This is a genomic window from Streptomyces sp. NPDC045022 (assembly GCF_056432605.1).
In genome coordinates, this window is sequence record NZ_JBWKIR010000028.1 from 1 (window position 1) to 24,210 (window position 24,210).

Here is a 24,210-nt window from a genome sequence, read left to right on the forward strand (position 1 = left end):
GTGTGCTGCTGCCGTTCTTCTCCTTCATGACCTTCCTGATCGCGGTCCCGACCGGTGTGAAGTTCTTCAACTGGATCGGCACGATGTGGAAGGGCTCGTTGTCCTTCGAGACGCCGATGCTCTGGGTGATGGGTTTCCTGATCACCTTTGTCTTCGGCGGGCTGACGGGCGTCATGCTCGCCTCGCCGCCGATCGACTTCCACATATCCGACTCGTACTTCGTGGTGGCGCACTTCCACTACGTGGTCTTCGGCACGGTCGTCTTCGCTATGTTCGCCGGATTCCACTTCTGGTGGCCGAAGATGACGGGCAAGATGCTGGACGAGCGCCTGGGCAAGATCACCTTCTGGACGCTGTTCATCGGCTTCCACGGCACCTTTCTGGTCCAGCACTGGCTGGGCGCCGAAGGCATGCAGCGCCGGATCCCCGACTATCTGGCGGCGGAAGGGTTCACGACGCTCAACACGGTCTCCTCGATCTTCTCGTTCCTGCTCGGTTCGTCCCTGCTCCCCTTCTTCTACAACGTTTGGAAGACGGCCAGATACGGGGAGCGGGTGACGGCCGACGACCCGTGGGGCTTCGGCCGCTCACTGGAGTGGGCGACCTCCTGCCCGCCGCCCCGGCACAACTTCGTCACCCTCCCCCGCATTCGCAGCGAGTCCCCGGCGTTCGACCTCCACCATCCCGAGGTCGCCTCCGAGGAACGGGAGTTGACCGCGCCGTGACGACCGGGGAGCACCAGGATCAGGGGGCACGGGTCCTCGTCCAGGAGATCGAGGGCCATCTGCTGCTGGCCGCCGCCCGGGAGGAGGGCCGTACGGCGGCGGCCCGCCTCGCCGCCCGGCTGGGCTGGCTGACCGACACCCAAAGGGAGGAGCTGGAGCGGCAGTTCGAGGCCGAGTACCTGGCGCTGGCCCGTGTCTCATGGCGCCGTACCGCCGAGCGCGCCGAGGAGCTGCGGCAGGCGTACGAGTCGCGCTACCAGGTGCTGTGTCAGCGGCTGCTGGCCTGCTTCCTGCTGGGCTGTGCGGTGCCGGCTGCGGCGGGTCTTCTGCTGCTGCGCCTGGGCTGAGCGTTCCGCACCGGACGGTGTGCACGTGGGCAGGCTCCCCTGCGGTCGTCACAGGTGGCAGAAGTCGGCGCTCCGTGTGGCGCGTTCGGCCGCCGAAGGGCGGGGAGCCCGCCATACTGAGGCTCGTGCGGGTTGCGATCATGACGGCGGGCTCACGCGGCGATGTGGCCCCCTACACCGGTCTGGCCCACCGGCTGCACCGTGCCGGACACACGGTCACGCTGGTGACGCACGGCCGGTTCGAACCGCTCGTGGCGGGCTCCGGAGCCGGGTTCCACGCGCTGCCGGTCGACCCCCGGGCGGAGCTGGAGTCGACCCGCGGCCGGAGCCTGCGCGACAGCGCGAGCAGCGCCGGAAAGCTGATGCGGATCGTCGAGATGGCGCGGCGGCTGGTCGGGCGGATGACCGACGACCTCCTGGCGGCGGCCGCGGAGAGCGACGCCCTGCTGCTGTCGGCGTCCCTGGCCCCGCTCGGCCATACGATCGCCGAGGGACTGCGGCTGCCGAGCATGGGCGTCTATCTGCAACCCCTCGCGCCCACGCGGGAGTTCGCGCCGCCCATGCTCAGCGGCGGCTCCTGGGGTGGGACGGCCAACCGGATCGCCGGGCAGGCGGTGAACCTCGCCGCGGAGCGGGTTTTCGCCGGTACCGTTTCCTCCGTGCGCGCTCGGCTGGGCCTGCCTCCGGTCCGGGCCGGTGCCGCGTGGCGGAGGCGGGAACGGAAGCGCTGGCCTGTGCAGCACGGGTTCAGCCCGACGGTGGTGCCCCGGCCCGGGGACTGGCGGCCGGGGCTGGAGGTGAGCGGCTACTGGTGGCCGTACGACAGCGGCGCACAACTCCCGGCGGCGGTGAGCGAGTTCATCGACGCCGGTCCGTCGCCCGTCTTCGTCGGACTGGGCAGCGCCACCGTGCCCGACGCCGGCCGGCTCAGCGCCCAGGTGGTCGCGGCCCTGCGGCTGGCCGGGCTGCGCGGGGTGATCCAGCGCGGCTGGGGCGGGCTCGCGGCCGACGGCGACGACATGCTCACCATCGGCGACGTACCGCACGCGCTGCTCTTCCCGCGGATGGCGGCCGTGGTCCATCACGCGGGCGCGGGCACGACGGCGGCGGGGCTGCGCGCGGGGGTGCCGGCCGTGCCGGTGCCGATCCAGTTCGACGCGGGGTTCTGGTCCGCCCGGCTGGTCTCCCTGGGTGTCGCCCCGGACGTCGTCCCGCTGCGCCGCCTGATGGTGCCCGCGCTGGCCTCGGCCCTGGTCCGGGCCACGCGTGACCCGGCGTACCGGGAGCGGGCGCGGTCCCTGGGCGTCCGCGTCCGGGGCGAGGACGGCGCCGCTCCCGTCCTCGCGGCGGTGGACCGGCTGGGCGGCTGAGGCGTCATCCGGGAGTGAGCACCATCCGGAAGCGGGCCCGGCCGGAGAGCATCTTCTGATAGGCCTCGGCCGCGTCGTCGAGGGGGACGGTCTCGGTCATCGGGCGGATGTTGTGCAGGGCGCTGAACGCCATGGTGTCCTGCACGTCCTGCGAGGTGCCGGACGGGTGGCCGCGGACGATCCGGCCGCTCATGAGCAGTTGGACGGGGCTTATTCCCAGCGGCTCGGGGTCCGCGCCGATGACCACCAGTTCGCCGCGGGGCGCGAGGCCGTCGACGGTCGCCGTGATGGCCCCGGAGTTCCCGGCGGTGGCCAGCACGACATGGGCACCGCCGAGGGACCTCAGTGCTTCGTCGACCGGGGTGCCGGAGGTGCTGTCGACATAGTGGTGCGCGCCGAGCTGTTTGGTGAAGTCGGCTTTCTCGGCGCCCCGGGCGATCGCCACGGTCTCGAAGCCCATCGCGACCGCGTACTGCACACCGAGGTGGCCCAGGCCGCCGATGCCCAGTACCGCCACCAGGTCACCGGGTTTGGCGGAGCTGCGTCGCAGGCCGTTGTACGTGGTCACGCCCGCGCAGGCCAGGGGTCCCGCGTCGACGGCCGACAGCGCATCGGGAATCCGGGCCAGGGCGTCCACGGGCGCGATCACCTTGTCGGCGAAGCCTCCGTCGTAGGCCCATCCGGGGACCTTGAGGTTGACGCACACGATGAAGTCGCCCTGGCGGCAGGGGGTGCAGTGGCCGCAGCTGCCGCCGAACCAGCCGACCGCGACCCGGTCGCCGACCTGGTACCCCCAGTCTTGCGCGCCCTCGCCCAGCTCCTCGACCGACCCGGCGATCTCGTGTCCCGCGACCACCGGGAACGTGACGCCCGGTAGCGCGCCGTTCACGAAGAGGGCGTCACTGTGGCAGATGCCGCACGCCTCCGTGGCGATCCGCACGTGGCGGGGCCCCGGCCGCGGCACCTCCCGCTCGGCCAGTTCGAACGGGCCGCCCGCGGCCGTCGCCTGCGCGACTCGGTAGGTAGTCATGTGTCTCTCCGGAGAACGGGTACGACGGGCCCCCGCACCAGCAGACCAGCTCCCGGCCGATCCCGCGCGCCGAACCGCCGGCACCCCGGCTGACCTGGACTTTCCGGTCCGTACGGCCGCCGATGCCACCCGGCCCCGCGACGCCGGGCCGCCGACCGGAACCCCCCGCCCGCCTGACCCGTTCCCGGCGTCCCGGCCCCCCGGCCGCTCCCTCCCGCCGTCCCCCGGCCACGGCATGCCGGCCTTCCGGCCGCCGCATCCCGCCGCCTCACCCGGCCGCGGCATCCCAGCGCTCCGGCCGCTCCAACCCACCGTCTCACCCAGGCCTCGGGCCGCCGGCCCTCCGGCCGCTCCACCTTGCGGTCTCCCCCCGGCGCTCGGTGCGCCAGCCCTCCGGTCGCTGCGTCCCGCCACCTCCCCCGGGCCCCGGCATGCCACCCTCCGACCGCCGCATCCCGCCGCCTCACCCGGCCCCGGTATGCCAGCACTCCGGCCGCCCCGAGCCCGCGGTCTCCCCCAGGGCTCGGTGCGCCAGCCCTCCCGCCGCTCCATCCCTCCCTCTCCCCCGGGCCGCGGCATCCCAGCCCTCCGGCCGCTCCAACCCACCGTCTCACCCAGGCCTCGGGCCGCCGGCCCTCCCGCCGCCGCATCCCGCCGTCTCCCCGTGGCCTCGGCATCGGCGTTCCGGCCGCCGTGTCGCGTCCTCTCAGCCGGGCGCGGGGCGCCAGCCCTCCGGGCGGAGCATTCCCAGGAGTAGCCGCACCAGCTCGTCCACCACCTCGTCCAGCGTGGCGTCCACCCAGCCGGCGCTCCAGTCGTGCAGGAGGCCGTTGACGCTGCCGATGAAGGCGGTGGCCGCGAGCCGGTAGTCGCGTGGCGCCGCTTCCCCGCGTGCCACGGCCGCGTCCGCCTCGGCGCGGATGAGGTCGACCCAGCGGGCCCGGCGGGCGAGGCGCTGCCGCTCCAGGCGCGGGCTGACGCCGATGATCTCCACGAAGGCGATGCGGATGCGTCGCGGGTCGCAGGTGACGTCTCGTGCGTAGGCGCGGAAGAGCACCGCGGCGCGCTCGGCCAGCGGCAGCTCTTCCGCCGTGGCGAGGGCGTCCAGCACGGCCTGTTCGGCCCAGCCGTTGACCTGGAGGTGGAGCGCGGCGAGGGCGTCCTCCAGGGTGCGGAACTCCTCGTAGAACTGACGCGTGGACAGGCCGGCGGCCTGGCTCAGCGCGGCGACCGTCGTCCCCCGGTAACCCGGCGTGTCACCGAAGAGCCCGAGTGCCGCGTCCAGGAAACGCCGGCGTCGTTCGGCCTGCCGTTCCTCGGCGGACTTGCCGCCGTAGCGGCCTGTGGGCGCCTTGAGCCTGCCCGTCACGCTTCCCCCTCCGTCGGCCCACCGATCACCCAATCTTGTCGTGCACACATCTTGTCGAGAAGGCCGCCTGCTCCTTACTTTTCAGTAAGTTCACTGTGAAAGCACCCGTGTTCAGATTCCCCCGAGGAAAGAGAGCAGTCATGCCTGCCTCCAGAACCAGGCACCTTTGCTCCGTGGCCACCGCCCTCACCCTGACCCTCGCCGGTCCGGTGACCGCCGCCTCCGCCGCCACCGACTCGTCCGGAGGACTGCGCGAGGTGCTGTTCGTCGGCAACAACTGGGACGGCACCGCCGATGTCATCAAGTCGTCCGGCGACTTCTCGAAGATCGGCCGGATCAGCGTCATCCCCGACAAGGACCAGCGGATGGCGGAGATCAACGCGGACCCCATCAGGTGGATCTACTTCCAGGCGATCCGCAACAGCGTCGGCGAGGGGCACGACCAGTTCGCCGACGACATGTACTCCACCCCGGACGGCCGTTCGGTCGTGGTGTCCCGGCCGAGCTTCGCGGACGTCGTCTCCATCGACCTGGCCACCGGAAAGGTCAACTGGCGGTTCGGTGTGGCCGGTTACCGCGCCGACCACATGGCGGTCTCGCCGGACGGCACCCGGGTCGCGGTGTCCGCCTCGACCGCGAACACCGTGCATGTGCTCGACATCGGCACCGGCAGGCAGCTGGGGTCGTTCGCCACCGGTGACAAGCCGCACGAGAACATCTTCACCAAGGACGGCAAGTACATCTGGAACATGTCCATCGGTGACGTCAACACCGCGCTGGACGACCCCGGCTGGGACTGGACCAAGGGCGACCGGCGCATCACCGTCGTGGACGCGACGACGTACAAGCAGGTCAAGGTCATCGACATGCGCCAGCGGCTGGACGCGTTCGGGCTGAAGGACTTCTCCGACGCGGTACGCCCCGCGGTCTTCTCCCCCGACGAGTCGAAGCTGTACTTCCAGGTGTCGTTCTTCAACGGCTTCCTGGAGTACGACCTCGCCACCGACAGGATCACCCGCATCAAGACCCTGCCGAAGAACCCGGCGACCAGCGAGGACCGCACCACGTGGGTCAACGACTCGCGCCACCACGGCATTTCGATGAACCCCGACGGCACGAAGCTGTGCGTCGCGGGCACCATGGACGACTACGCCACCGTCGTCGACCGTGCCACGCTCCAGGAGGGGCCGCTGGTCACGACGTCGAAGCCGTACTGGGCGACGATCAGCGGTGACGGCAAGGACTGCGTCGTCTCCGAGAGCGGCGCCGACCAGGTGACGGCGATCGACTTCGCCACCGGCCGGAAGGTGACGTCGGTCCCGGTCGGTGACCATCCGCAGCGCGTCCGGCTGGGACATGTGGCGGCCGACTGGACCGGTCCGAGCGGGAGTTGAGCGGTCGTACGGTCTCCGGGACGCCCCACTCGCCCGGAGGCCGTACGACTGTGTGTCAGAAGCGGGCCGCCACCCACGCGGCCAGCTCGGCCTTCGCCGCGTTCAGCAGCTCCGCCGAGGGTGCCGCCGTGGTGCCGTCGGTCACCAGCGCGTAGTGCGGGACGCCCGAATCCGGGTCGGTGAGCAGCAGGCGGCGGCTGCCCGCGCCACCCGGCTCGGGGGCCACGCCGACCGGGGTGCCGGCGGTGTACACGGGCGGGGCGTACGCCGTGCCCAGGTCGGAGACGACGGTCGTGGACGCGGTGGGGAACGACGCCGGGAGATGCAGTTCGGTGGGTGCGGTGCCGCTGCCGGAGCGCCACACCAGGAGTCCGTACCGGCCCGGGCCCACCAGCTTCGCCACGTTCGGCAGCGAACCCGGCACCGGGTTCCAGGTGAGGGTGGCCGAGCCGTCCCGGGAACGGTCCTCGTAGGTGAAGGCGAGGGTCGTACCGGCCGTGGCGCTCGGATAGAGGCGGTCCAGCAGGCGGGCGTCCTGGCGCAGGGTGACGTCGCCGGAGTCGTCGAGCCGCACGGCGGAGAGGTCCTCGTCGTTCCAGCCGTCGCCGGCGGTGATCACCTTGTCGGGGTTGCCGTTCATCAGCTCGTGGTGCCGACCGTTGTAGAGGTCCCACTGCCACTGGGTGCCGGACAGCACCGGGCCGGACGCGGCCGGGTCCGTCCACCAGCGGGCGCCGGGGACACGGGAGTCGAGCGCCTGGTACATGGCCTTGAGGACGGTCGGCGCCTTGTCGGCGACCGTGCCGGACAGTGGATGGCCGAACTCGCTGACCAGGGCCGCGGTGCCGGCGGCCGACGCGCGGTCGCGGACACCGGCGAGGTCGGCGGCGTACTGGCCGTCGGCCGCCCTGCCCCACATCAGGATGCCGGAGATGGCCTTCTGGTCGTAGAAGTGGGTGTTGAAGACGTAACGCGGGCCGAGCGTGCCCGCGTCGAGCAGGCCGCCCTCCTGCTTCTGGGTGGCGATGTCGGCGTTCCAGAAGAGGTTGGGCTCGACGAGGGCGGGCTTCTCCTGCCAGCCGGCGGCGTCCATGCGGGCGCGGAACTTCACATAGAACGGCCAGAGCAGGTCGCGTTCCCAGGTGCGCGAGTTCTGTCCGGAGTCGTAACCGCCCGCGTACGGCTCGTTGTACGGGTCGAAGCCGGCGATGCCGGCGAACTCCGCTGTGTCCAGGTGCTGTCGGAGGTAGGACATGGCCGTCCCGGCGGTGACGAGGAAAGCGTCCTGGAGACCGTGGGCGTTGTGCCAGAAGTCGTACTGCGCCTGCCGCACGGCCGCGTTCTGGGTGATGTTCTGGCCCCAGAAGAGGCAGATGCCGCAGGACTCCCTCGGGTAACCTCCCGCCTCGACAGCCCACGTGGGGGCGCCGTCGCCCGTGTACCAGCTGCCCGTGTGGAACAGGTGGCGGGAGTACAGGTCCTGGTGGAAGTCGGGGAGGACGCGGATGCCCGCGTCGAGGAACGCGCGCATCTGCTCGGTGACGGCGGCCAGGTAGGCGGTGTCCACCTGGCCGCGCACCGGTTCGGCATACGCCCAGGAAAGAAGGAAGCGGACCGCGTTGCCGCCGCCGAGGGCGCGCAGCGCGGTCGCGGACTTCCGGGCGTCGGCGACCGAGGCGAAGGGCAGACCCCCGTTCTCCGCCAGCTTGGCCTCGCCGGAGACGTTGTAGCCGCGCAGCACGACCTCGCGGCCCTGGCCGTCGGTGAAGCGGCCGTCCCGCACGGTGAGCGGGGAGCCGTCGAACCACAGGGAGCCGGAGGGGGTGGCGGCGGTGGCGGGCGGGGTTCCCGCCACCGTCAGGAATCCGCAGAGGACGACCAGGACAACCAGCAGACGCACCCGGACAGTCGGCATGTCCACCACGGTCCGGCGATGTGCGGGCAGCGTCAATACACGTGACCGGCAGGTGAGTTGACGTCCAGTCAGGTCACGGCTCGGTCTCCCACCCGGCGCATGACATTCAGCAGGTACTCCTTCCGGTTCAGCGGGTTGTGGTCCGTACGCGGCCGCTCCGGGACCGTGCCGCGCGTGACCGGTGCGTAGTGCGCGAAGGCCGTCTCCAGCTCGCCCTCGCCCCGGGTCAGCCCCGGCAGCCGCTGTTCCAGCTCGTGCACCCGGGCGGCCGGCACCGTTCCCTCCAGCACGCAGGCCGGGCCGTGCGTGCCGGTGGTCTCGGGTACGGCGCCCAGCCGGGCGAGCACCGGCAGCAGCACGCCGAGCGTGTCCACCGGCGCCTCCAGCCGGAAGCGGTGCATCGGCTCGTGCACCAGGCTGCCGGCCCGGCGCAGCGCCTCGACCAGGACGAGCGGCGTGACGCCCCGGAAGTCGTAGCCGGTGCTCGACATGCTCTTGTCGAAGCCCTGGTGGGCGTGGCTCTGCCGGGGGGAGTAACCGGAGTGGGTCATCGTGACCGTGCAGTCGGTGACCTGCCAGCCGTGCAGTCCCTGGCCGAGCGTCTCGCGGACGGTGTCCTCGACGGCCTTGAAGAAGGCGTACGGCATGGAGCCCAGCTCCACCTCCAGCCGGAACTCCACGCCGGAGCCGGGCGGGGCCGGGTCGACGCGCAGGCCGACGGTGGCCAGGAAGGGGTTGGCGTCCTTCTTGTTGAACTCCACGGCGTGCCCGCTGCCGACCGGCCGTTCGACGCACAGGGTCGTCGTCTCACGGAAGGTGACGTCCAGGCCGTACTCGTCGGCGAGGGTCGCCTGGATGACCTCCTTCTGGACCTCGCCGTAGAGGGAGACCGACGTCTCCCCGCGCGGCTCGTCGTGACGGACGCCGATGAGCGGGTCCTGTTCGGCGAGCTGGGTGAGCGCGAGGTGCAGGGAGCGCCGGTCGGCGCCGGGGCCGGGGACGACGACGGTCTCCAGCGTGGGCGGCGCGAAGTGGTGCTCGTACGCCGTTCCCGGCTCGCCGAGCGCATCGCCGATCCGGATGCCGCCGAGGCCCCACACCTTCACGATCCGCCCGGCGCCGGCACATTCCCGCCGGTCGTCCGCGCCCCGCTCGAAGACACTGAGCGCGGTGACGCGGCCTTCTGGGCGGCCGGCGGTTTGCCGGCCTTTTCCACGGCCGTGGGCGTCCCGGCCTTCCTTACGGCCGTCGGCTTCGCGGGCTTTCTCACGGTCGACGGTTTGCTGCCCTTCCTCGGGGCGGTCGGTGGGCCGGCTTTCCATACGCCGGCCGTGGGCCTTCAGGTCTTCCTTACGGCCGTCGGCGTCCCGGCCTTCCTTACGGCCGTGGGCTTCGCGGCCTTCCGTACGGCCGTCGGCTTCGCGGCCTTCCTTACGGCCGTGGGCTTCGCGGCCTTCCGTACGGTCGTCGGCTTCGCGGCCTTCCGTACGGTCGTCGGCCTCGCGGGCCGCCGTACCGCCGTAGGCTTCCTGGGCTGCGGCGCCGCCGTTGGCAGATCGACCTTCCTGTCGGCTGTCCGCAGTCCGGCCCGTCTCGCGGCCGTCCCCGAAAGGGATGCGGTCGCGGACGCGCATGGTGCCGGAGAAGATGCGCGCGTAGGCCACCTTCTCCCCCGCCGGGCCTCGCTCGACCTTGAAGACCGTGGCCGACAGCGGGCCGTCCGGGTCACCGTCGGCCACGGGCAGCAGCCGCTCGATGCCCCAGATCAGCTCGCGCACACCGGCGCCCGTGATGGCGGAGCCGAAGTACACCGGATGGACCAGCCCCCGCCGGGTCTGGGCCACCAGAGCGGCATGCAGACGGCCGTCGGGGACACCGCCGTCCAGGTAGGCGGCGAGCAGGTCGTCGTCGTGGTCGGCCAGGGCGTCCAGCGCGGCCGGTCCAAGGCCGGGGACGAAGCGCGCGGCACGGGTCCCGAGTGCGGTGACCCGCCCCATGGGGACGAGCGGTACGGCCAGCCGGCGCGCCATCCGGCGCAGCACGGCGTCGTCCTGGGCGCCCCGCCGGTCGATCTTGTTGACGAAGACCAGGGTCGGGATGCGCAGTCGGCGCAGGGTCCGCATCAGCACCCGTGTCTGCGCCTGGACGCCTTCCACCGCCGAGACGACCAGGACAGCGCCGTCGAGGACGCCGAGCACCCGCTCGACCTCGGCGATGAAGTCCGGGTGACCGGGGGTGTCGATGAGGTTGACGGTGACGCCGTCGAGCGGGAACGAGACGACGGCGGACTTGATGGTGATGCCGCGCTGCCGCTCCAGTGCGAGCGTGTCCGTGGTGGTGCTGCCGGTGTCGACGCTGCCGACCTCGTCGATCACTCCGGCCGTGTGCAGCAGCCGTTCGGTCAGGCTGGTCTTACCGGCGTCGACATGCGCGAGAATTCCGAGATTGAGCAGATGCACTGAGCGTGATGTCCTTCGGCATGAGGTGGGTTCCGTCGTGGGTGGACATGCACGCAGTGCGCATCTGAGGTCCTCTCGGTGTATGCCTTCGGGTCCCGAGCAGTGCAGCAGGGAGGCCTTCCGACGGCAATGGATTAACGCTCAACGAATGTGTGGCGGTCGTGAAAGGAGCACGGTGGTGCGTGAGATCCTCCCGGCGCTGGAACGTTGGTATGCGGCCCGAGTCCCGTTCGGACTCGCCACGGTCGTCGCGGTCAGCCGCAGCGCCCCGCGCGGGCCCGGCGCCGCCATGGCCGTGGGGCCGGGCGACGAGGTCGTGGGAAGCGTGTCCGGGGGCTGTGTGGAAGGTGCGGTGTTCGAACTCGCGCGGGAGGTGGTGGCGAGCGGCGAGGCACGGCTGGAGACCTTCGGGTACAGCGACGAGGACGCGTTCGCGGTCGGTCTGACCTGCGGGGGTGAGATCACCCTGCTGGTGCGGCCGGTCACTGCCACATCGGATCCGGCGTTCGGCGCGGTCGCCGCGTCCGTGGCGGCGGGTGAGCCGGTGACCGTGGCGACCGTGGTCGACGGCCCCGCCCCGCGAGGGGCCTCCCTCGCGGCCTGGCCGGACGCCGTGGCCGGGACACTCGGCACGACCGGGCTCGATGTGGCCGTCACCGCCGACGCGCGTGGCGAACTCGCGCTCGGCGCCACGGTCCGCAGGCACTACGGGCCGCACGGGGAGCGCCGCGAGGACGACGTCACGGTGTTCCTGCAGTCCTTCGCGCCGCCGCCGCGCATGCTGGTCTTCGGCGCGATCGACTACGCGGCCGCGGTGGCCCGTATCGGCGACTTCCTCGGCTACCGGGTCACGGTGTGCGACGCCCGCCCGGTCTTCGCCACGCCCAAGCGTTTCCCGGCGGCCGTGGAGGTCGTCGTCGAGTGGCCGCACCGCTATCTCGAGGGCACCGGTACGGACGGGCGCACGGTGATCTGCGTCCTCACCCACGACCCGAAGTTCGACGTGCCGCTGCTTCAGGAGGCGCTGCGTCGGCCGGCCGCCTACATCGGGGCGATGGGCAGCCGGCGTACCCACGACGAGCGGCGCAAACGGCTGACCGAGGCCGGCCTGACCGAGGCCGAGCTGTCCCGGCTGCGCTCCCCGCTCGGGCTCGACCTCGGGGCCCGTACGCCCGAGGAGGTCGCCGTGTCCGTCGCCGCCGAGATCGTCGCCCTGCGCTGGGGCGGCAGCGGGGCGCCGCTCACCGCGACCACCGGGGCCATCCACCCACCCGCGGCCCCCTGACGGCGAGGGGATGGCGGCAGGCGGGGCACGCCCGCCACCACCACGGCAGGCGGTGCACGTCGGCCGGTGCGACAGCGCGGAAGCCGCGCAGGCGGCACAGCCGGAGGTCCCGCCTGCTCGGTTTCCGCGCGGTCGCGGGCGACGAGAGGCCTAGGTGCCTTTCGTTTGGATCATGCCGGGCTCGCGGGGCCTGGCACCGCACCTCGCCGCGCTGTCGTCGGTTGCCATGGCTCCGCCATGACGCCCTCCTCCGCCTTGCGATGCACGGCGCCAGGCCCCGCTCCCTGATCCGGCAAGATCCAAATGAAAGGCCCTACCGCTGCGGCAGGCGGTGCAGGGTCACGTCGGTGAGTGCTCCGTCGGTGACCGTCGCCGTGAGGTAGGTGCAGTGGGGCTGGCGGCGGCGGTCGGTCGGGGAGCCGGGGTTGAGCAGCCGCAGGCCGCCGGGGGCGGTGGTGTCCCACGGGATGTGGCTGTGGCCGAAGACCAGGACGTCGAGGTCGGGGAAGCGGGCGGCGCAGCGGGCCTCGCGGCCCTGGGCGGGGCCGGTCTCGTGCACGACGCCGAAGCGCAGGCCGTCCAGCTCGGCGTACGCCACCTCGGGCAGCCGGGCGCGCAGTCCGGGGCCGTCGTTGTTGCCGTAGACCCCGATCAGCCGGCGGCTGCGGCTCTCCAGCAGGTCGAGGGTGGCGGTGTCGACCCAGTCCCCGGCGTGGAACACGACGTCCGCGCCGGGGAGTTCGGCGAGCAGCGGCTCCGGGAGCCGCTTGGCCCGCTTCGGGAGGTGCGTGTCGGACATGAGGAGGAGGCGCACACCGTCAGCCTATGCGGCTCAGGAGGTCAGGCGGCGGATGCCGCGTACGGCGCCCAGCACGGCGGCGCCCGCGCCGAGGGCCGTGGCGGCGGGGTGCCGGACCAGGGTCTCCTGCCAGGAGCGGGAGTGGGCGATGTCGTCGAAGGCGCCGTGGGCACCCTGGTCGCCGGCGGGGTCGCGGTCGACCGGTTCGAAGAGGTTGTCCAGGCCGGCGGGCGGCAGGCGGTCGGACTGCTGGGAGTCGAAGCCGGTGCGGGCCAGATAGCGGTCGAGCAGGGCGGGGGCGAGACGGTTCGCCCAGATGGTGGCGACGGTGGTGGCGCCGACGTAGTACTGCTTGCGGCGCGGGTGGTCGGCCGCGTACACCACGCCGCGGGCCGCGACCTCGGGCTGGTAGATCGGCGGGACCGGCATGGGGTGCTTGGCCAGCCGGGAGCGGACCCACTGGAACTGGGGGGTGTTGACCGCGGGCATCTGGGCGACCGTGACGTGCACGTCGCTGCCGCGGTGCAGCAGTTCCGTGCGCAGGGCGGAGGTGAAGCCGTTGATGGCGTGCTTGGCGCCGCAGTACGCCGACTGAAGCGGGATCGACCGTTCCGCGAGCGCGGAGCCGACCTGCACGATCGTGCCCCGGTCGCGGGGCAGCATGCGCTTGAGGGCGGAGCGGGTGCCGTTGACGAAGCCGAGGTAGGTCACCTCCGTGACCCGCTTGAACTCCTCGGCGGTGATCTCCTCGAAAGGCGCGAACACCGTGGAGAAGGCGCAGTTGATCCATACGTCGATCGGGCCGAACGCATCCTCGGCGGCGTCGGCGGCGGCCTCCACCTGTGCGGGGTCGGCCACGTCGGCCACCTGCACGAGGGGCCGCCCGCCGAGCGCCGCGACCTCGTCGGCCGCGTCTTCCAGACCGCCTTTGCCCCGGGCGATCAGGACGACGTCGGCGCCCCTGGTGGCGTAGAGACGGGCGGTGGCACGTCCGATACCGGCGCTGGCACCGGTGATGACGACGGTCGGGGGCATGCTGGGTCCTTTCTCGTCCATCCTTGCTCGTCACTGCTCCTCCCCCGGTTCGCTCCTCCCGCGTTCACTCCACCCGGTACTGCCGCGCCCGCTCCTCGGCGAGGCTCAGGCCAAGCCCGGGTGCCCCGTCGGCGCCCGGGACGATGCTGCCGCCGCCGGGGTCGAGGGCGCCGTCGAACAGGAGCCGCTCGATGCGGACGTGGTCGTGGAACCACTCCAGGTGGCGGAGGTTGGGCACGGCGGCGGCCACATGGGCGTGGGCGTGGGGCGCGCAGTGCCCGGAGATGTCGGTCCCGCGCGCGTGGGCGAGCGCGGCGGCGCGCAGCCAGACGGTGATGCCGCCGCACCGGGTGACGTCCGCCTGGAGGCAGTCGACGGCGCCGGCGGTCAGCATGTGTGCGAAGTAGGGCAGGGTGTAGCCGTACTCGCCGGCCGCGACGTCCATCGGGACCCGGCCGCGGAGGTCCGCGAGCAGGGTGAGGTGGTCGGAGGAGACGGGCTCCTCGAACCAGGTCACGCCCTCGCCGGCGAGCCCGTCCGCGATCCGTACGGCCTGGCCGCCGGTGTACGCGCCGTTGGCGTCCACGTACAACTCGGCTGTGTCACCGATACTGCCCCGCGCGCGGGCGACCCGTTCCAGGTCGCGGGCTTCCCGGGTGCCCCACGACTCCCCGATCTTGATCTTGACGCGTGGGATGCCCTGTTCCTCGGTCCAGCCGCGCAACTGGCGGTCCTGGCGCTCGGCGTCGTAGGTGGTGAAGCCGCCGCTGCCGTAGACGGGCACGTCGTCGCGGGCGGCGCCCAGCAGACGGACGAGGGGCAGGCCGAGCAGGCGGGCCTTCAGATCCCACAGGGCGATGTCGACGGCGGCGATCGCCTGGGCGGCCACTCCCGGCAGTCCGGCGTTGCGCACCGCCCGGCACATCCGCTCGTTGGCGCGCGGCACGTCGAACGCCGAGAGGCCGGTGACCGTGTCGGCGAGCAGTTCGCGGACGAGGTGGGCGGTGGCTGCCGGTGCGTAGGTGTACCCGAGCCCGGTGGTGATGCCGGAGCGGGCGGTGACCAGGACGAGGGTGGTCTTGTCCCAGGCGAGGGTGCCGTCCGCCTCGGGCGCGTCGGTGGGCACGCTGAAGACGGCGGTGTCCACGGCCTCGACGGCCGGCTGGTCGCTCACGTGGCCTCCTCAGGTCCGGCGCCGCAGCCGGAGGGCGGCGCCCGCGCCGGCCGCTGCGACGAGGGCCGCGGCGGCGGCGGTCGTCGTCCAGCGGGCCGTACGGGACGGCTCGGGCGGGCGGTCGGCCAGGCGCTCCGGGTGATCGCTGGGCAGGTTGCCGTCCAGGGCAAGGGCCAGGACCTCGGCGAGGTGCAGGGCGCGGCGGCCGGTGCCGCCCTGCTCGATCTGGGTGCGGCAGCTGAAGCCGTCGGCGAGGACCAGGCTGTCGGGTGCGGCCCCCCGTACGGCGGGCAGGACGCCCTGTTCGGCGACGGCCATGGAGACCTCGTGGTGGCCGCGTTCGAAGCCGAAGTTGCCGGCCAGGCCGCAGCAGCCCTCGTCGAGGACCTCGGCGTCGAGGTGGGCGTGGCGCATCAGTTCGCGGTCGGCGTCGAACTTCATGACGGCGTGCTGGTGGCAGTGGGTCTGCACGGTCGCCTGCCGGGCGAGCCGCGGTGGCCGCCAGTCGTCGGGCGCGTGGTGGACGAGTTGTTCGGCGAAGGTGCGGACCTGTCCGGCCAGCCGCTGCACGTCCTGGTCGGCCGGCAGCAGTTCGGGGGCGTCGGCGCGGAAGACGGCCGTGCAGGAGGGTTCGAGGCCGATGATCGGGGTGCCGGCTTCCAGGTAGGGGCGCAGCACCGTCAGGGTGCGTCGCAACACCTTCTTCGCGACGGGGAGTTGCCCGGTGGAGATCCAGGTCAGGCCGCAGCACACGGGTTCGGTGGGGACGGCGACCCGGAAGCCGGCGTCCTCCAGAACACGTACGGCCGACTTCGCGATGGAGGGGTGGAAGTAGCCGCTGAAGGTGTCGGGCCACAGCACAACGGTGCGCGGGTCGGCCGGGTCGGGCTCCTCGGTGTCGCGTGCCTGCCACCACTGGAGGAAGGACTGCTCGGCGAAGACGGGTGCCGAGCGGGCCTCGTCGAGACCGGCCAGCCGCTTGCCGGCGCGCGCCAGCAGGGGCGCGTGGAGCGCGGAGTTGACCAGGGAGGGCGCGAGCCGGGACAACCGCGCCCAGACCGGCAGCCAGCCCATCGAGTAATGGGCGGCGGGACGGATGCGGCCTTCGTAGTGGTGGGAGAGGAACTCCGCCTTGAGCGTGGCCATGTCGACGCCGGTCGGGCAGTCGGACTTGCAGCCCTTGCAGGCCAGGCAGAGGTCGAGCGCGTCGTGCACGGCGGTGGAACGCCAGCCGTCCTTGATGGCGGAGTCGGCGTGCCCGTCGAGCATCTCGAACAGCAGCCGGGCGCGGCCGCGGGTGGAGTGCTCCTCCTCCATGGTGGCCCGGTAGGAGGGGCACATCACCCCGCCGGAGTGGCCGCGGCAGTTGCCGATGCCCACACAGCGCATGACCGCGCGGTTGAAGTCGTGCTCGTCCTCGGGGAAGCCGAAGTGGGTCGCGGGGGTGTCCGGCCGCCAGTCGGGGCCGAGCCGCAGCTGTCCGTCGACGGGGTTGGGGCGGACGATCTTGCCGGGGTTCATCCGGTCGCCCGGGTCGAAGAGGGCCTTCAGCTCGCCGAAGGCGGTCACGAGCCGTTCGCCGAACATCCGGGTGAGCAGCTCGCCCCGGGCCTGGCCGTCGCCGTGCTCGCCGGACAGGGAGCCGCCGTAGGAGGCGACGAGGTCGGCGGCGCGTTCCAGGAACCGGCGGAAGGCGGCGACGCCGTCGGCGGTCTTCAGCCCGAACGGGATACGGGTGTGGACGCAGCCCTGCCCGAAGTGCCCGTACAGCGACGGGTGGTCGTAGTCGAACTCCTGGAACAGCTTCTTGAGGTCGCGCAGGTAGTCGCCGAGCCGCTCGGGCGGTACGGCGGAGTCCTCCCAGCCCTCCCAGGTCTCGCGGTCGTCCGGAGGGCGCGCGGTGACGCCGAGTCCGGCCTCGCGTGCCTTGAGCATCTTCTGCTCGCGTTCCGGGTTGTCGGAGAAGGCGACGTTCGCGTCGTTCGCGCCGCGGCCGAGGGCGCGGAGCAGCGCGTGTGCCTGCTCGTCGACGGCCTCCTGGCTGTCGCCGCTGTACTGCAGCATCAGCCAGCTGTCCCCGTCCGGCAGGATGTTCAGGGATTCGAGGTAGGCGCCCTCCTCGCGCATCAGCTGTGCCATGCGCCCGTCCAGGGCCTCCAGCTGGGTGGGTGAGCAGTGTTCCAGCAGCTGGGGTACGTCGTCGGCGGCGGCGCAGATGTCGTCGTAGCCGAGGACCAGCAGTGACTGGTACGCCGGGACCGGGACGAGGTCGAGTTCGGCGCGCAGGACGGTGACCAGGGTGCCCTCGCTGCCGACGAGGGCCTTGGCCACGTCGAAGCCGTTCTCGGGCAACAGGGAGTCGAGGTTGTACCCGGAGACGCGTCGCGGGATCTTGGGGTAGCCGCGGCGGATGTCGGCCAGGTACTCGGTGGCGATGCGGTCGAGGCCGGTGTAGATCTCGGCGAGCCGTCCGCCGCCGGCGCGGATCCGGGTGCGCTCGTCGGGCGGGGTCGGGCCGACCCAGGCGCGCTGCCCGTCGTAGGTGAGGATCTCCAGCCGCCGGACGTTGTCGACGGTCTTGCCGTAGGCCTGGGCGGAGGCGCCGCAGGAGTTGTTGCCGATCATGCCGCCGAGGGCGCAGTGGCTGTGGGTGGAGGGCTTCGGCCCGAACTGCAGCCGGTGGCGGGCGAGTTGCCGGTTCAGTTCGTCGAGGACGATCCCGGGTTCGACCACGCAGGTGCGCTGCCGCGGATCGACGGAGAGGACTTTGGTGCAGTACTTGCTCCAGTCGATCACCACGGCGGTGTTGGTCGACTGTCCGGCCAGGCTGGTGCCGCCGCCGCGGGACAGGACGGGGGCGGCGAAGCGTGCGCACACCGACAGGGCGCGGGCGCCGGCCTCCACCGTGCGGGGGACGACGACACCGAGGGGGACCTGCCGGTAGTTCGATCCGTCCGTCGCGTAGGCGCCGCGGCTGCCCGCGTCGAAGCGGACTTCGCCGTCCACCTCGGCGCGCAGGGCCGCCTCCAGGCCGGACGTGTCCGGAGAGGTCATCTGCGCTCCTTCACTTCACCGGCGTGCGGGTCACCGACCCGTTGTGCTGTCCGAGGACCGGCGAGTACCCGACAATTCTTCAGGCAAAGCTGAACAGTTTTGCCTGGACAGTTCGGGCTGACCGTTCTACGCTGACGGCGTGGATCAGATCTCCGACTCGGCCGTCCGGGCCGCGCGCGACCTGCGCGTGGTCTTCAGCCGGCTGCGGCGCCGTATCCGCGAGATCGCCCAGGACGCCGACCTGACACCGTCCCAGGAGTCGGCGCTCACCCTGGTCGGCAAGCACGGCGCGGCCACGGCCAGCGCCCTGGCCGCCGCCGAGGGCGTACGGCCGCAGTCCATGGCCACCACGCTGGCCGCCCTGGAACAGCACGGGCTGATCCGCCGCGCCCCCGACCCCGACGACGGCCGCCGCCAGCTGGTCACCCTGACCGACGCCGGCCGGGCCCGTATCGAGGGCAACAAGCAGGTCCGCGATGAGTGGCTGGCCCGCGCCTTCCAGGACCGGTTCACCGACGAGGAGCGGCAGACGGTGCGCAAGGCGCTGGAGCTGATGGAACGGCTGTCGCAGCCGTGATACCGAGGCTCACCGCCCGCGCCGGGGCGGCCGACCGCTCCCCCACCGCCTTCGACCGCCGGCTCGTCCCGCCGATGATCCTGGGGACGGTCCTGAACCCGGTCAACTCCTCGATGATCGCCGTGGCCCTGGTCCCGATCGGCGTCGCCTTCGGGGCACCGCCCGCCGAGACGGTCTGGCTGGTCTCGGCGCTCTACCTGGCCACGGCGGTCGGCCAGCCCGTCGTCGGCCGCCTGGTGGACATGTACGGCCCGCGCCGGCTCTACCTCGGCGGTACGGCCCTGGTCGGCGCCGCGGGTCTGCTGGGCGCCCTCGCGCCCTCGCTCGGCGCGCTGATCTCCGCGCGGGTCCTGCTGGGCTTAGGGACGTCGGCGGCCTATCCGGCGGCCATGCGGCTGACCCGGGCCGAAGCCGTACGCACCGGGCGGGACAGCCCGGCGGGCGTGCTGACCGCCCTCGCCGTCGCCGGCCAGACCGTCGCCCTCATCGGCCCCACGCTCGGCGGCCTGCTCATCGGCCTGGGCGGCTGGCGGGCGGTCTTCGCCGTCAACGTGCCGCTGTCGGCGGCCTGTCTGGTGCTCGGGGCCCTGCGGCTGCCCCGCACCGAGACGCGGCGGCGCGGCGTGGACCTGCCCGGCATGGCGCTGTTCGCGGCGGTGCTGGTCGCGCTCATGCTGTTCCTGATGGGCCCGCGGTCCGGCCACTGGTACCTGCCGGGGCTGTCCGCCACCGCTGCCGCCGCCTTCGCGGTGCGCGAACTGCGGGTGCCGGACCCGTTCATCGACCTGCGCGTCCTCGGCGGCAACGGCCCGCTCCTCGCCACCTACCTGCGCCAGTTGCTCGGCTACACCACCGCCTACGCCTTCATCTACGGCTACACGCAGTGGCTGGAGGAGGCGCGCGGGCTCAGCGCCTCCACCGCCGGGCTCGCGCTGCTACCGCTGTCGGTGGCCGCGCTCACCGTCTCCACGCTCACCGGGCGCCGCGAGGCGGTGCGGACCAAGCTGCTCGCCGGTTCCGTGCTGCAGCTCGCGGGCAGCGCCCTGCTGCTCCTGATGCGCGCCGACAGCCCGCTGTGGCTGCTGCTCGCGGTCGGCGCGCTGCTCGGCGTTCCGCAGGGGCTCATCGGCCTGGCCACGCAGAGCGCCCTGTACCGGCAGGCCGACCCGGAGCGGATCGCCTCCGCGGCGGGACTGCTGCGGACCTTCACCTACCTCGGCGCGCTGGGCGCGTCCGCCGCGACCGCGGCGTTCTTCCCGCACCGCGCCGACACGGCCGGACTGCACGACCTGGCCCTGTTCATGCTCGCCTGCTCCGCCCTGTTGCCGGCGACGACCCTGCCCGACCGTTCCCTCGGCCGGCTCACCCCTCGAAAGGCCTGACCGACCCATGTCGCTCACCACCCTCGACGCCCGTACCGCGCTCGTCTCGATCGACCTGCAGAACGGCATCGTGGCCATGCCCACCCAGCCGTATCCGGGCGCGGACGTCGTCGCCCGCACGGCCGAACTCGCCGACGCCTTCCGCTCCCGCGGCCTGCCCGTGGTACTCGTCCGGGTCTCCTTCGCGCCCGACGGGGCGGACGCCGTCCCCGGCCGCACCGAGCGCCAGCCGCGCGGACTCGCCTTCGCGGAGGGCTGGGACCTCATCGTCGACGACCTGGCCGGGCACCCCGGCGACATCCGTGTCACCAAGCACAACTGGAGCGCCTTCCACGGCACCGACCTGGACGTCCAGCTGCGCCGCCGGGGCATCACCCAGATCGTGCTGACCGGCATCGCCACCAGCATCGGCGTGGAGTCCACCGCCCGCGACGCCTACGCACACGGCTACCACGTCACCCTCGCTACGGACGCCATGGCCGACAGCGACCCCGAGGCGCACACGGGCAGCGTCGAGCGGATCTTCCCGCGGCTCGGCGAGAGCGGCACGACCGCCGAGGTACTGGAGCTGCTGGCCAAGACCCACGCCTGACAGGCCGACCCGGCCCCGTGCCGCGGGGCGCCCGCACACACGCGGCACGGGGCCGGGATCGCTGGGCGTCTCCCGGCCGATCGGTCGTCCGGTCGTCCCGGCCGATCCGTCGTCCGGTCGTCAGTCCTCGCCGCGCACGATGTTGTCCTCGGGCCCGACGCACTGCTGTCCCGCGGACGTGCGGTCCAGGACGGCGGGGAGGCAGGTGCGCACTCCCCGGCCGCGTCGGCGGGCCTTCGACCAGCCGGTCTCGGCGTGGGGCAGGGCGGGTTTCTGGCTGGCATGCGCGGTCACGTCGTTCATCTTCTCTCTGCGCGATCATCCGGGTGATCATCCGGCGCGATCTGTGCCCCGCCGGGTCCCCACGCCCTGCCGCCCGCAAACCCCGGCGGGCGCGAGCGGTTCAGGTCCGGCCGCCGCCACCGCCGCCGAAGGACCCGCTGGAACCGGACGACCAGCGTTCGCGGCTCTGGTCGTCGGCGCGCTTGGTACCGACGTTGCCGAGCTGGTGCGGGGTGAGCCGCTCGCCCCCGTCGGTGGCGTGGGGCATCTCGTCGGGCTCACGCACCTCGCGGATCTCGTGGACCGGTCCGGACGGCGGCATCTTGGGCTGCTCGTCGGGGCGCGGCGGAGCCGGTTCGCGTTCGCGCACCTTGATACCCAGCCGGAAGGCCCAGATCAGTCCAACGACGCAGGCCACCCCGGCGACCAGGATCAGGAGGTACCCGAACACCTGGGCGCCGGTGGCCGCTTGGTACATGGCAGTGTTCATGGTCCTCGGGTACCCGGCGGCGCGCGTCGGATGCGCGCGCCGGTGCGCTTCAGCCACCCGGCGCCGGGCACCGCGCGTCCCCGGCCCCGGTCAGCTACCCTGCTCCGCCGCCGCCCGTTCGACCTCGGTCTCGATCTCGGCACGTGGCCGGCCCGTCTGCTTGGCGTACTCGCTCACCGCGCTCTGCACGTCCCGGGCCAGGTCCCGCCAGGCGCGCAGGGCGGTCTCGTAGGTGCCCGACTGGGCGCCCGTCATCCGTCGGTCGGCAGGCGGGCCGTAGGCGTCCCGCAGGTCCTCGACGGTGGCGTGGGCCGCGTCGGCCGCGCGCTGCTTCTGCACCAGTTCTTCGAAGGTGTGTGCCACATCATCAGACCCTAGGCACGGGTTGCGCGGCTCGCCTCCCCAGCGTGCCTGAACGGCTATCCTCCGCACCCGGGTGGCGGGTCAGCCGTCGGTGACGAGGTCCGCCCAGACCTGTTTGCCGCCGCTGACCGGGATCGTGCCCCAGGCCACCGACACGGCCTCCACCAGCAGAATGCCCCGGCCGCCGGTGGCCTCCCAGCCGATGCTGGCGGGCTTCACGGGGCTGCGCGGCGAGGAGTCGGCCACGGCGAGCCGCAGCCGGTGGTTGAGCAGGCTCATGTCGAGCCGGACCGGGCCGCCGGTGTGCACGAGGGCGTTGGTGACGAGTTCGGAGACCACCAGCAGCGCCGCGTCGAGGCTGTCCTGGGAGACGCCCCAGGTGCGCAGGGTGCGCCGGGTGAAGCGGCGGGCGTGGCGGGCCGCCTCCGGTACCCGCCACACCGTCCAGCTCTCGCGCAGCGGCCGTACGGCCATGCCGTCGTAGCGCATCAGCAGCAGGGCCACGTCGTCGCCGCGGTGGGCCCCGGCGAGCAGGGCGTCGGCGACCAGGCCGAGGTGGCCGGGGTCGGCGGCGGCGAGCTCGCCCGCGAGCCGGTCCATGCCCACGTCGATGTCGGCGTCGGAGGCCTCCACCAGGCCGTCGGTGGTCAGCGCGATCACCGTGCCGGGCTGGAGCCGGAGCGGTGTCATCGGGTACTCGGCCCGGTCGAGCACCCCGAGCGGCGGACCGCCCTCGGCCTGCACGATCCGGACCGAGCCGTCCGGGTGGCGCAGCACGGGCGGCAGATGGCCGGCCCGCACGCACCAGGCGGTGCCCTGCTCCATGTCGACGTCGACGTAGGCGCAGGTGGCGAAGAGGTCGGTCTCCATGTCCAGCAGCAGCCGGTTGGCGTGCGAGACGACGACGTCGGGGGCGTGGCCCTCGACGGCGTAGGCGCGCAGCGCGGTGCGCATCTGGCCCATCAGGGTGGCGGCGCCCGCGTTGTGGCCCTGGACGTCCCCGATGACGAGGGCCACGTGGTTGTCGGCGAGCGGGATCACGTCGTACCAGTCGCCGCCGACCTCCAGCCCGGCGGTGGTGGGCAGGTAGCGGGCGACGGCGACCGCACCGGGCAGCCGGGGCAGGCGGCGGGGCAGCAGGGTGCGCTGGAGCATGCCGACGAGTTCGTGCTCGGCGTCGAAGGCGTGGGCGCGCAGCAGGGCCTGGCCGGTCAGGCCGGCGCAGACGGTGAGCAGGGCGCGTTCGTCGGGGGCGAAGTCGTGCGGGCGGTCCCAGCCGATCAGGCAGGCGCCGGCCATGCGGCCGCCGGCGGGCAGCGGCAGCACCGCGAGGCCGCCGGGACCGACCTCGGCGAGGGCGGGCTCCAGCCGGCTGCCGGCGGGCCAGATCCGGGCGCGGCCCTCGCGGAGCCCGGCGGCCAGCGTGGGCATGGCGCGCACCGGCGCGTCAGGCCACTCGGTGCGCCACTCACTGCGCCACACCTCGGGCCAGGCCTCGGGTTCGGGCGGGTCGAGGACGGTGACCACCAGCCGGTCGTTCTCCAGTTCGGCGAGGGCGATCCGGTCGGCCTGCAGCGGCTTGCGCAGGGCGGCGACGACGGCCTGGCCGACGTCCTTGACGGTGCCGGCGGTGGCCAGGGCGGCGGCCAGGCGCTGCACGCGGGCCACATCGGTGACGTCGGAGCGCAGGGTGGAGGCATCGGCGACGGTGCCGACGAGCCGGGCCGGACGGCCCTCCCCGCCGGGCACCAGCCGGCCGCGCAGCCTGAGCCACTTGGGCGGGCCGGAGGGCTGCAGGATGCGGAACTCCAGCTCGCGGTCGCCGATGGACATGTGGTCCGCCTCGACCACGGACATCAGCGCGGGCAGGTCCTCGGGCACGGTCCGCCCGAGCAGGGTCTCCACCCGGCCGTCGAAGCCGTCCCGGCTGATCCCGAACAGCCGCAGGATGTCGTCGCCGACCTCGACCCGGCCGGTGTCCATGGCGAGTCTGAAGGCGTTCGGGGGCAGCTCACCCGTGTCGTCCGCGGCCGCCTCCCGCACGGGTACGGCGATCGCGCGGGCGATCACCTCCAGGCAGGCGCGGTCGTCGGTGCCGAAGCCGCCGGGGTGCTCGCTGACGGCCAGCAGGCAGCCGCCGCCCGCGGGGCCGAGCGGCAGCGCGGCCAGGGAGAAGTCACCGGACGGGGTGCGCCGCGCCTCGGGGCAGCCGGCCAGTTCCGCCGGGCCGAGCCACAGCGGCCGCCCGGCGCGGTGGGCCTCGGCGACCGGGGAGCCGCCCGCGGCCGGATAGCCGTCCCGGAGCCCGTACAGGGTGCGCGGCAGGCCCGCCGACTCGGCGAGGACCAGATGGGACGGGTCGCCGCCGGGCGTGTACACCCCGGCGAAGGCCGCTCCGGCGAACACGAGGGCCTGTTCGAGGACGCGGCGGAGCCGGTCGGGCGTGGCGAACGCGGTGAGCGTGTCAAGGGCGGCTTCCACACGCTCCGTCCTCGTTCTGCTGATCGCAGCGCCCTCACTCACCACTTCGCCATTACAGCGCGTGTGGGCCGCCCGCGCAGCCCCTGT

General features: G+C 72.9%; 20 protein-coding genes. 8 read left to right on the forward strand and 12 right to left on the reverse strand.

What is annotated here, in order from left to right; genetic code table 11:
* The 3 genes from AC07C1_RS33720 to AC07C1_RS33730 all read left to right on the forward strand — a co-directional run.
* Positions 1-725: cytochrome c oxidase subunit I (locus AC07C1_RS33720; protein ID WP_478945316.1), on the forward strand; the 725-nt coding region annotated here is incomplete at its 5' end.
* Positions 722-1,072, forward strand: coding sequence for a hypothetical protein (locus AC07C1_RS33725; protein WP_478945318.1), 351 nt, complete (start codon positions 722-724; stop codon positions 1,070-1,072). The genes AC07C1_RS33720 and AC07C1_RS33725, both read left to right, overlap by 4 nt.
* Positions 1,073-1,212: 140 nt before the next feature.
* Entirely contained in the window at positions 1,213-2,442 is a 1,230-nt protein-coding gene (locus AC07C1_RS33730; protein WP_478945389.1) for a glycosyltransferase, read from the forward strand.
* A 4-nt stretch (positions 2,443-2,446) separates the two neighbouring features.
* Here the strand turns inward: AC07C1_RS33730 and AC07C1_RS33735 are convergent, their stop codons facing one another.
* A complete protein-coding gene (locus tag AC07C1_RS33735) occupies positions 2,447-3,472 on the reverse strand; it encodes an alcohol dehydrogenase (RefSeq protein ID WP_478945320.1) in 1,026 nt (341 codons plus the stop codon).
* 706 nt (positions 3,473-4,178) lie between these two features.
* Complete coding sequence (locus AC07C1_RS33740) at positions 4,179-4,841, reverse strand: TetR/AcrR family transcriptional regulator (protein ID WP_478945322.1); 663 nt, start codon at positions 4,839-4,841, stop codon at positions 4,179-4,181.
* 140 nt (positions 4,842-4,981) lie between these two features.
* Here AC07C1_RS33740 and AC07C1_RS33745 point away from each other — a divergent pair, with 140 nt between their 5' ends.
* Complete coding sequence (locus AC07C1_RS33745) at positions 4,982-6,235, forward strand: YncE family protein (protein WP_478945324.1); 1,254 nt, start codon at positions 4,982-4,984, stop codon at positions 6,233-6,235.
* Positions 6,236-6,290: 55 nt separating this feature from the next.
* Here AC07C1_RS33745 and AC07C1_RS33750 read toward each other — a convergent pair whose 3' ends face one another.
* Entirely contained in the window at positions 6,291-8,150 is a 1,860-nt protein-coding gene (locus AC07C1_RS33750; protein ID WP_478945326.1) for an endoglycosylceramidase, read from the reverse strand.
* 68 nt (positions 8,151-8,218) lie between these two features.
* Complete coding sequence (locus AC07C1_RS33755; protein ID WP_478945328.1) at positions 8,219-10,609, reverse strand: GTP-binding protein; 2,391 nt, start codon at positions 10,607-10,609, stop codon at positions 8,219-8,221.
* A gap of 178 nt (positions 10,610-10,787) precedes the next feature.
* On the opposite strand from AC07C1_RS33755, the gene AC07C1_RS33760 reads away from it, so the two are divergent.
* Positions 10,788-11,894 (forward strand): XdhC family protein, encoded by a 1,107-nt coding sequence (locus AC07C1_RS33760; protein WP_478945330.1) that lies wholly within the window; start codon positions 10,788-10,790, stop codon positions 11,892-11,894.
* Positions 11,895-12,207: 313 nt separating this feature from the next.
* Here AC07C1_RS33760 and AC07C1_RS33765 read toward each other — a convergent pair whose 3' ends face one another.
* The 4 genes from AC07C1_RS33765 to AC07C1_RS33780 form a co-directional block, all read right to left on the reverse strand.
* Positions 12,208-12,708: a metallophosphoesterase family protein gene (locus AC07C1_RS33765; RefSeq protein ID WP_478945332.1), complete on the reverse strand. Its 501-nt coding sequence runs from the start codon at positions 12,706-12,708 to the stop codon at positions 12,208-12,210.
* A gap of 18 nt (positions 12,709-12,726) precedes the next feature.
* Positions 12,727-13,728: an SDR family oxidoreductase gene (locus AC07C1_RS33770; protein WP_478945334.1), complete on the reverse strand. Its 1,002-nt coding sequence runs from the start codon at positions 13,726-13,728 to the stop codon at positions 12,727-12,729.
* A 64-nt stretch (positions 13,729-13,792) separates the two neighbouring features.
* Entirely contained in the window at positions 13,793-14,902 is a 1,110-nt protein-coding gene (locus AC07C1_RS33775) for an enolase C-terminal domain-like protein (protein WP_478945336.1), read from the reverse strand.
* Positions 14,903-14,911: 9 nt separating this feature from the next.
* Positions 14,912-17,956, reverse strand: coding sequence for an FAD-binding and (Fe-S)-binding domain-containing protein (locus AC07C1_RS33780; RefSeq protein WP_478945338.1), 3,045 nt, complete (start codon positions 17,954-17,956; stop codon positions 14,912-14,914).
* 139 nt (positions 17,957-18,095) lie between these two features.
* On the opposite strand from AC07C1_RS33780, the gene AC07C1_RS33785 reads away from it, so the two are divergent.
* The 3 genes from AC07C1_RS33785 to AC07C1_RS33795 are packed head-to-tail and all read left to right on the forward strand — an operon-like array spanning position 18,096 to position 20,507.
* Positions 18,096-18,533, forward strand: coding sequence for a MarR family winged helix-turn-helix transcriptional regulator (locus AC07C1_RS33785; RefSeq protein ID WP_478945340.1), 438 nt, complete (start codon positions 18,096-18,098; stop codon positions 18,531-18,533).
* Positions 18,530-19,915: an MFS transporter gene (locus tag AC07C1_RS33790; protein ID WP_478945342.1), complete on the forward strand. Its 1,386-nt coding sequence runs from the start codon at positions 18,530-18,532 to the stop codon at positions 19,913-19,915. The genes AC07C1_RS33785 and AC07C1_RS33790 overlap by 4 nt, the downstream gene beginning before the upstream one ends.
* A gap of 7 nt (positions 19,916-19,922) precedes the next feature.
* Complete coding sequence (locus AC07C1_RS33795; protein ID WP_478945344.1) at positions 19,923-20,507, forward strand: isochorismatase family protein; 585 nt, start codon at positions 19,923-19,925, stop codon at positions 20,505-20,507.
* A gap of 120 nt (positions 20,508-20,627) precedes the next feature.
* Here AC07C1_RS33795 and AC07C1_RS33800 read toward each other — a convergent pair whose 3' ends face one another.
* From AC07C1_RS33800 to AC07C1_RS33815, 4 genes are all read right to left on the reverse strand, one after another.
* On the reverse strand, positions 20,628-20,810 hold the full coding sequence (locus AC07C1_RS33800; RefSeq protein WP_478945346.1) for a hypothetical protein: 183 nt from the start codon (positions 20,808-20,810) through the stop codon (positions 20,628-20,630).
* Between the two features lie 100 nt (positions 20,811-20,910).
* Positions 20,911-21,279, reverse strand: a complete 369-nt coding sequence (locus tag AC07C1_RS33805; RefSeq protein WP_478945347.1) for a DUF6479 family protein — start codon at positions 21,277-21,279, stop codon at positions 20,911-20,913.
* A gap of 90 nt (positions 21,280-21,369) precedes the next feature.
* Complete coding sequence (locus tag AC07C1_RS33810; RefSeq protein WP_478945349.1) at positions 21,370-21,642, reverse strand: hypothetical protein; 273 nt, start codon at positions 21,640-21,642, stop codon at positions 21,370-21,372.
* Between the two features lie 81 nt (positions 21,643-21,723).
* A complete protein-coding gene (locus AC07C1_RS33815) occupies positions 21,724-24,168 on the reverse strand; it encodes a SpoIIE family protein phosphatase (protein WP_478945351.1) in 2,445 nt (814 codons plus the stop codon).
* Positions 24,169-24,210 lie beyond the last annotated feature (42 nt).

Bases quoted from the DNA above. Each gene is read 5' to 3' on its own strand.
- AC07C1_RS33730 (WP_478945389.1), top strand. From the start codon at position 1,213: ATGACGGCGGGCTCACGCGGCGATGTGGCCCCCTACACCGGTCTGGCC.
- AC07C1_RS33735 (WP_478945320.1), bottom strand. From the start codon at position 3,472: ATGACTACCTACCGAGTCGCGCAGGCGACGGCCGCGGGCGGCCCGTTC.
- AC07C1_RS33745 (WP_478945324.1), top strand. From the start codon at position 4,982: ATGCCTGCCTCCAGAACCAGGCACCTTTGCTCCGTGGCCACCGCCCTC.
- AC07C1_RS33750 (WP_478945326.1), bottom strand. From the start codon at position 8,150: ATGCCGACTGTCCGGGTGCGTCTGCTGGTTGTCCTGGTCGTCCTCTGC.
- AC07C1_RS33770 (WP_478945334.1), bottom strand. From the start codon at position 13,728: ATGCCCCCGACCGTCGTCATCACCGGTGCCAGCGCCGGTATCGGACGT.
- AC07C1_RS33780 (WP_478945338.1), bottom strand. From the start codon at position 17,956: ATGACCTCTCCGGACACGTCCGGCCTGGAGGCGGCCCTGCGCGCCGAG.
- AC07C1_RS33795 (WP_478945344.1), top strand. From the start codon at position 19,923: ATGTCGCTCACCACCCTCGACGCCCGTACCGCGCTCGTCTCGATCGAC.
- AC07C1_RS33800 (WP_478945346.1), bottom strand. From the start codon at position 20,810: ATGAACGACGTGACCGCGCATGCCAGCCAGAAACCCGCCCTGCCCCAC.
- AC07C1_RS33805 (WP_478945347.1), bottom strand. From the start codon at position 21,279: ATGAACACTGCCATGTACCAAGCGGCCACCGGCGCCCAGGTGTTCGGG.